The following is a 6,447-nucleotide window of genomic DNA, read 5'->3' as shown; positions in this document are numbered from 1 at the left end:
ACGAAGCATCAGCCCGGAGGCAACGGCTCCCTTCGATCGACAGCCCCCTCCCCTACCCCCCTCCCGCAAGGGGAGGGGGGACATTCTCTATCTGTCCTTCCGCAGCCATCCCCGGACCAGCATGAGCGAAGCGGAAATCGGCGCCGGCGCCCTCGGCGGCGACCACAGCATCAAGCCCGTCTCGTCCCGCATCCCGGCCAGCCGCCGGACCGCGGGGCGCTGGCTGATCGGGCTCGCCACACTCGGCCTCGCCGCGATGGCGCTGGCGCAAGTGCTGGATTCAGCCGGCATCCTCGCCATCGGCTTCGAGAGCTGGCGGCCCCTGCTCTATGCATACCTCGCCTGGGCGGTGGCGCTCGGCGCGGGCCAGGTGATGATCCGGGGCGAGGCCGGGCACCGGGCGCTGTTCCTGCTGCCCGCCGTGCTGTTCACCGTCTCGATGGTGATCTTCCCGACCATCTTCGGCCTCTACATCGCCTTCACCGACTGGAACCTCAGCTCCTTCGCCGGCCGGCAGCTCAACGGCCTCGACAACCTGCGCGCGCTGTGGGCCGACCCGTATTACTGGAACGCGCTCGGCAACATGGTCTGGTACGTGCTGGCGGTGCTGGTGCAATACGCCATCGCCTTCGGCCTGGCGCTGCTGCTGAACGCCGAGATCCGCGCCCGCAAGTTCTTCCGCGTCGCCTTCCTGATGCCGTTCATGCTGAGCCCGGTGGCGGTCAGCTGGATGATCGGCAAGTCGATCATGGAGTACCGCTTCGGCCCGGCGGCGTCGCTGGCCCGGTTCCTGGGCTGGGAGAACCCGGCCTTCTTCGCCTCGCCCTGGATGGCGCGGATCAGCATCATGGCGATGGATGGCTGGGTCTCGATCCCGTTCATCATGATCCTGCTGCTGGCCGGGCTGCAGGCCATCCCGAACGACATCCTGGAGGCGGCGCGGATCGACGGCGCCAAGGCCTGGCAGTCCTTCTGGAAGATCACCTTCCCGCTGATGCTGCCGGTCAGCGTCACCGCGGTGATCCTCAGGATCATCTTCGAGCTGAAGCTGGCCGACATCGTCATCAACGTCACCTCGGGCGGGCCCGGCGGCGCCACCGACACGGTGTCGAGCTTCATCTACCGCGAGTACCGGGACCGATCCAATGTCGGTTACGGCACCATGCTGGCGCAGGTCTATTTCATCATGATCATCGTCTTCGTGACCGCGCTCCTGAACCTGGTCAGCCGCTGGATGCGGCGGCTGACATGAGCGGCGCTATGACCTGGCGCGTGAAGCGCCTCTCCGGCCGCACGCTGCTCTACGCCGCGGCGCTGCTGTGGGCCTTCATCTCGCTGTTCCCGATCTACTGGACGGTGACGACCTCGTTCAAGACCGCGGTCGACGTCACCCAGGGACACCTGATCCCCTTCATCGACTACCAGCCGGACTGGCGCGGCTGGCGGTCGCTGGGCCTGTCGCCGGACACGATCGGCGCCACCTCGACGGTGCGGGAGGAGTTCCTGCTGCGCTTCGAGAACAGCATCGTCGCCTCAGTCGGCGCATCGCTGCTGGCGGTCATCATCGGCTCGCTGGCCGCCTACGGCCTCAGCCGCTTCCGCTACAAGTTCGGGCCCTGGCGCAACAAGGACATCTCCTTCTGGTTCCTGTCGCAGCTGATCCTGCCGCCGGTGGTTCTGGCGATGCCGTTCCTGGTGCTTTACAAGGAGCTGGCGCTGCTGGACACCCGGGTCGGGCTGATCCTGGTCTATGCGCTGATGGTGCTGCCGATCGTGATCTGGATCATGCGCGACCAGTTCGCCACCATCCCGATCGAGCTGGAGGAGGCGGCGCGGGTGGACGGCGCGACGGTGTGGCAGGCCTTCCTGCGCATCGTGCTGCCGCTGGCCCTGCCCGGCATGGTGGCGGCCTTCATCCTGTCGGTCGTGCTGTGCTGGAACGAGTATTTCTTCGCCGCGCTGCTGACCAGCAGCGACGCCAAGACCCTGCCGGTGATGGTGGCCAGCCAGACCGGGTCGCAGGGCATCAACTGGTGGTCGATGGCGGCGCTGTCGACCGCGGCGATCGCGCCGCTGGCCGTGATCGGCATCTTCCTCGAGCGCTACATCATCCGCGGCCTGACCGCAGGGGCGGTGAAATAGAGAGGGCGGCCCGCCCTCCCCTTCCCCTCACCAGCAGACGAAGCCGCCGTCGACGATCAGGTCGATGCCGGTGCAGAAGGACGACGCGGCGCTGGCCAGGAACACCGCCGGGCCGACCAGCTCGTCCACCGTCGCCATCCGGCCCATCGGCGTGTCGCGCTCGAAGATCTTGCGCTGTTCGGCCACCTCGGGCCGCAGGTTCATCGGCGTCAGCGTGTAGCCGGGGCTGATCGCGTTCACCCGCAGGCCGCGATCGGCCCATTCCATCGCCAGGCTCTTGGTCAGGTGGATCACCCCGGCCTTGGAGGTGTTGTAATGCGCCTGCAGCAGCCCGCGATTGACGATCGACCCCGACATTGACGCGATGTTGACGATCGACCCACGGCCCCGCGGCAGCATCACCCGCGCCTCGGCCTGGGCGGAGAGGAAGACCCCGGTCAGGTTGACGTCGATGGTGCGCTGCCACTGCGCCTCCGGCAGGTCCTCCGCCGCCGTGGCGTTGGCAATGCCGGCGCAGTTCACCGCGACCGCGAGTTCGCCGAGCTGGGTCTCGACCGCGTCCACCGCCTTGGCGAGATCCTCGGCCTTGGTCACATCGCCGGAAAGAACCAGCGTCCGGCGGCCCAGCGCCCGGACGCGGCCGGCGGTGTCGGCGAGCCCGGCCTCCGACGCCGCAAGGTCGAAGCAGGCGACGTCGGCGCCGGCCTCGGCCAGGCCCACCGCGATGCGCTGGCCGATGCCGCTGCCGGCGCCGGTGACGAAGGCGATCTGATCATCGAGCCGGAAGAGCTGCACGGACATTCCTCTTGGTTCAGCGGGTTGCGAGTTCCATCACTGCGACGCGGCTGGCCTGGTCGCGGTCGAGGATGCCCTGGTTGCGGCCGCGGGCCAGCACCATGATCCGGTGCGACAGGCCCAGCACCTCGTCGAGATCGGAGCTGACCACCACCACCGCCATGCCGGAGGCGGCAAGGCCGGCGATCACGTCGTAGATCGCGGCCCGGGCGCCGACATCGATGCCGCGCGTCGGCTCGTCCAGGATGAAGACCTTGGGGTCGCGCGCGATCCATTTCGCGATCACGACCTTCTGCTGGTTGCCGCCGGAGAGATTCCCGGCGCGCTGGCCGGGCGTGCCCTTCACCCCCATCCGGGCGATCAGCTCGGCGGCGAAGCCGCGCACCCGGCTGGGGCTGATCCAGCCGCCCGGGGCGATGCGGTCGAAATTGGCATAGGCGATGTTGTCGGCGATGGTGTGGTCCAGCACCACGCCCTGCAGCTTGCGGTCCTCCGGCACCAGCATCACGCCGGCGCGGATCGCGTCGGACGGGCCGCGCAGGTCCACCGGCTTTCCGTCCACGGTGACCCGGCCGGAGGCAACGGGATCGGCGCCAACCACGCCGCGCACCAGTTCGGTCCGTCCGGCGCCGACGATGCCGGCGATGCCGAACACCTCGCCCGCCCGCACGGAAAAGCTGATGTCGCGGAAGGCACCGTCGGCGGCGGTGAGGTTCGAGACCTCGAGCCGCGCCTTCTCCTCAGGCACCGAGACGGACGGGAACATGCGGTCGACACTGCGGCCGACCATCTGCTCGACCAGCGTCTTCACCGGCACCTGCGCCGTCTCATGGGTGGCGACCAGCCGGCCGTCGCGCAGCACCGCGACGCGGTCGGCGATGCGGGCGATCTCGTCGAGGCGATGGCTGATGTAGATGAAGGAGACGCCGTCGCGCTTCAGCCGCCCGATCTGCTGGAACAGCCGCTCCGTCTCCTCCCCGCCCAGCGCCGCGGTCGGCTCGTCCAGGATCAGCAGGCGGGAGTTCAGGGTCAGGGCCTTGGCGATCTCGACCTGCTGCTGCGCCGCCACCCGCAGCTCGCGCACCAGCGTCGTCGGCGCGATGTCGAGGCCGAGGCGCCGCAGCTGCTCGCCGGCGCGGCGGTTCATCTCCGCCCGGTCGATCCGGCCGCCCTTGCTCGGCAGCCGGCCGACGAACACGTTCTCCGCGATCGTCAGGTCCGGCAGCAGCTTCATCTCCTGATGGATCAGGCCGATGCCGGCGGCGATCGCGTCCCCGGGCGAGGCCGGGGCATAGGGCCGACCCTGCCAGCTCATGCTCCCCGTGCTGGGCGGCACCAGGCCGGAGATGACCGAGGACAGGGTGGACTTGCCGGCGCCGTTCTCGCCCAGCAGCGCCAGCACCTCGCCCGGACGGATGTCGAGGTCGACGCCCTCCAGCACGGTGACGGCGCCATAGGCCTTGCCGATGCCGCGGATGGAGAGCCCGCCCTCCGCCGCGGCGGCGCGAACGGTCGCCGGCGCCGCCATCAGGGGTGCTTCTCGATGAAGCCGGCGACATTGTCCTTGGTGGTCAGCGTCGCCGCCTGCAGTTGCTCGGCCGGGACCTTCTTGCCGTCGGCCAGCTCCAGCGCCGACTGCAGCGCCAGCCGGCCCATCTGCTGGGTGGTCTGGGTCATGGTCGCATCCAGCGTGCCGGCCTGCACGGCCTTGAGGCCGGCGACGTCGCCGTCGAAGCCGAAGATCCAGGTCTTGTGGTCGAGATTGGCCACCTTCACCGCCTGGGCGGCGCCCAGCGCCAGCGCGTCGGCCCGGCCGAAGAACACCGAGATATCCGGGTTCCGCTGCAGCATGTCCTGGGCGATGTTGAAGCCCTCATCCTGCATCCACATGGTGCTGGCCTGCTTGGCCACGACCTTGAGGTCCGGGCACTTGGCCAGCGCCTCGGTGAAGCCCTTGTCGCGGTCCTGCTCCGGCGTGGTGCCGAGCTGGCCCTGGACGATGGCGACATTGCCCTTGCCGCCCGTGACCTTGCAGACGTACTCGCCCAGCGTGCGGGCGGCGGCGACGCTGTCGGTGGCGATAAAGGTGTCGCCCGGCGCGTCGGCCGGGTTGCGGTCGACCGCGACCACCGGGATGCCGGCCGCCTTGGCCGCCTTCACCGGCACGCTGGCGGCGGTGGCGCCGGCCGGGATGTAGATCAGCGCGTCGATCTGCTGGGTGATCAGGTCCTGGATCTGGCTGACCTGGGTGGCGGAATCGCCCTTGGCGTCGACGGTGACGACCTTGATCCCCTGCTCCTTGGCCGAGGCCTCGACCGACTGCTTGATCTGGTTGAAGAAGTCGGCCTGCAGGTTGGCAACGGCCAGGCCGATCACCTTGTCCTTGGCCCAGGCGCTGGAGCCGAGGGCGGTGCCGGCCAGCAAGGCCAGCGCGGCGACGGCGATACGGGTCTTCATGGGTCGGTCCTCTCCTGTTGCGACGGTCATTCCGTCTTTGTGGTCCCGGTCAGCGGTTGCGCCGGCCGAGGGTGTCGAAGGTGACGGCGGCGGCGATCACCAGGCCGATCACCACCTGCTGCACGAAGGGCGAGACGCCGAGCAGGTTCAGCCCGTTGTGCAGCACGCCGATGATCAGGACGCCGACGACCGTGCCGCCGATGCTGCCGACGCCGCCCGACAGGCTGGCGCCGCCGATCACCACCGCGGCGATGGTGTCGAGCTCGTAGCCGAGGCCGGCGCTGGGCTGCGAGGAGTCGAGGCGCGAGGCCAGCGCCATGCCGGCGATGCCGGCCAGCGCCCCGGCCGCGGCGTAGACCGCGATGGTCACCCGGCCGACATGGATGCCGGCCAGGCGGGCCACCTCGCGGCTGCCGCCGATGGCGTAGAGGTTGCGGCCGCTGGGCCGGAAGGTCAGGTAAAGCCAGCTGACCACGACCAGCACCAGGAACAGCGCCACGGTCAGGGACAGGAAGCCGAAATTGCGCACGGTGGCCAGCGCCGTGAACCAGTCGGGATAGCCGACGATCTGGGTGCCGTCGGTCAGGATATTGGCCAGGCCGCGGGCCACCGACATCATGGTCAGCGTGGCGATGAAGGCCGGCAGCCGGGCCATGGTGATCAGGAGGCCGGAGGCCAGGCCGCACACCGCGCCGGCGCCGATGCCGAGCAGGATGGCCAGGGCCATCGGCAGCTCCATGTCGCGCGCCAGCCAGCCCATCACCATCATCGACAGCGCCAGGACCGACCCGACCGACAGGTCGATGCCGCCGATCACGATCACCGCGGTCATGCCGATGGCGAGGATGCCCAGCACGGTGACCTGGTCCAGCACGTTGAGGCCGTTGCGGACCGACAGGAAATGGTCCGAGGCGAAGGAGAAGATCACGCACAGCAGGATCAGGCCGATCAGCGGGCCTTGGGCGCCGCTGGTCAGGCTGAATCGCGGCAGGATCGTCCTGGTGGCCGGTCGGTCGATGCGCGCTTCCATTCCCTACATCCCTTTTCGTGTCA

The 6,447-nt window shown here is 69.2% G+C and carries 6 protein-coding genes; 2 read left to right on the top strand and 4 right to left on the bottom strand.

The window, feature by feature from the left end; all coding sequences use genetic code 11:
• Positions 1-121: 121 nt before the first annotated feature.
• Positions 122-1,252, top strand: coding sequence for a carbohydrate ABC transporter permease (locus P409_RS22895; RefSeq protein ID WP_052121225.1), 1,131 nt, complete (start codon positions 122-124; stop codon positions 1,250-1,252).
• A gap of 8 nt (positions 1,253-1,260) precedes the next feature.
• The gene (locus P409_RS22890) at positions 1,261-2,142 is read left to right on the top strand and encodes a carbohydrate ABC transporter permease (RefSeq protein WP_202964768.1); all 882 of its coding nucleotides are present in this window, start codon (positions 1,261-1,263) and stop codon (positions 2,140-2,142) included.
• Positions 2,143-2,169: 27 nt separating this feature from the next.
• Here P409_RS22890 and P409_RS22885 read toward each other — a convergent pair whose 3' ends face one another.
• From P409_RS22885 to P409_RS22870, 4 genes are read right to left on the bottom strand one after another with little or no spacing between them, the layout of a single operon-like run.
• Positions 2,170-2,937, bottom strand: coding sequence for an SDR family oxidoreductase (locus P409_RS22885; RefSeq protein ID WP_034844148.1), 768 nt, complete (start codon positions 2,935-2,937; stop codon positions 2,170-2,172).
• 16 nt (positions 2,938-2,953) lie between these two features.
• Positions 2,954-4,465, bottom strand: a complete 1,512-nt coding sequence (locus P409_RS22880) for a sugar ABC transporter ATP-binding protein (protein ID WP_034844145.1) — start codon at positions 4,463-4,465, stop codon at positions 2,954-2,956.
• On the bottom strand, positions 4,465-5,394 hold the full coding sequence (locus P409_RS22875; protein WP_034844144.1) for a sugar ABC transporter substrate-binding protein: 930 nt from the start codon (positions 5,392-5,394) through the stop codon (positions 4,465-4,467). The genes P409_RS22880 and P409_RS22875 overlap by 1 nt, the downstream gene beginning before the upstream one ends.
• Positions 5,395-5,443: 49 nt before the next feature.
• On the bottom strand, positions 5,444-6,424 hold the full coding sequence (locus tag P409_RS22870) for an ABC transporter permease (protein ID WP_034844142.1): 981 nt from the start codon (positions 6,422-6,424) through the stop codon (positions 5,444-5,446).
• Positions 6,425-6,447 lie beyond the last annotated feature (23 nt).

The organism is Inquilinus limosus MP06 (assembly GCF_000767795.1).
Lineage (GTDB): Bacteria > Pseudomonadota > Alphaproteobacteria > DSM-16000 > Inquilinaceae > Inquilinus > Inquilinus limosus_E.
This window is presented reverse-complemented; position numbering and strand designations above follow the sequence as displayed.

Bases quoted from the DNA above. Each gene is read 5' to 3' on its own strand.
- P409_RS22895 (WP_052121225.1), top strand. From the start codon at position 122: ATGAGCGAAGCGGAAATCGGCGCCGGCGCCCTCGGCGGCGACCACAGC.
- P409_RS22890 (WP_202964768.1), top strand. From the start codon at position 1,261: ATGACCTGGCGCGTGAAGCGCCTCTCCGGCCGCACGCTGCTCTACGCC.
- P409_RS22880 (WP_034844145.1), bottom strand. From the start codon at position 4,465: ATGGCGGCGCCGGCGACCGTTCGCGCCGCCGCGGCGGAGGGCGGGCTC.
- P409_RS22875 (WP_034844144.1), bottom strand. From the start codon at position 5,394: ATGAAGACCCGTATCGCCGTCGCCGCGCTGGCCTTGCTGGCCGGCACC.
- P409_RS22870 (WP_034844142.1), bottom strand. From the start codon at position 6,424: ATGGAAGCGCGCATCGACCGACCGGCCACCAGGACGATCCTGCCGCGA.